Annotated in this window: 1 protein-coding gene; it reads right to left on the bottom strand. The window is 53.4% G+C overall.

What is annotated here, in order from left to right:
* Positions 1 to 9: 9 nt before the first annotated feature.
* Positions 10 to 351 carry a helix-turn-helix domain-containing protein gene (locus tag B7364_RS07900; protein ID WP_157893575.1) on the bottom strand — a complete coding sequence of 114 codons (342 nt, stop codon included), beginning with the start codon at positions 349 to 351 and terminating at the stop codon, positions 10 to 12.
* Between the last annotated feature and the right edge of the window lie 110 nt (positions 352 to 461).

The following is a 461-nucleotide window of genomic DNA, read 5'->3' as shown; positions in this document are numbered from 1 at the left end:
GATCTTGCTCTATCGCGTGGCCAGTCTTTTTTTACGCGTGAAGCCAATGCTGGCAAAGAAGCGATCCAAACTCGACTTACTGGTGTGCACGCCCTTCTCAGCCAGCGCCGCACACATCTCTGCCAACGTCGCATCCATGTTAGCCTCATAAATACTCAAGACCAAGTCGCGATAAGCGTCCAAAACTGAACCAGCCTTGCGACCACGTCGGCGTGCCTCAAAGTTACCCATCTCCTTTTGGCGAGACCGCCAGCGGATCACAGTTGACGGCGCAACACCAAAATGCCCCGCCGCCCCACGGCAACTCATCCCACCCTCAACCGCGCCAATCACGCGAGACCTCAAATCCATAGACAGTATCTTTCCCATCCATGTTGGCCTCCATCACCAACATCAATCGTGAATCACATCACGCCTGATTTGGGAATCCTTTCGATTCACAAAACTCGGGAAACGCTCTA

The sequence above is a fragment of the Aquidulcibacter paucihalophilus genome (assembly GCF_002105465.1).
Taxonomy (GTDB): domain Bacteria; phylum Pseudomonadota; class Alphaproteobacteria; order Caulobacterales; family Aquidulcibacteraceae; genus Aquidulcibacter; species Aquidulcibacter paucihalophilus.
The sequence above is the reverse complement of the archived record's forward strand: the minus strand, read 5'-3'. Positions and strand labels throughout refer to the sequence as shown.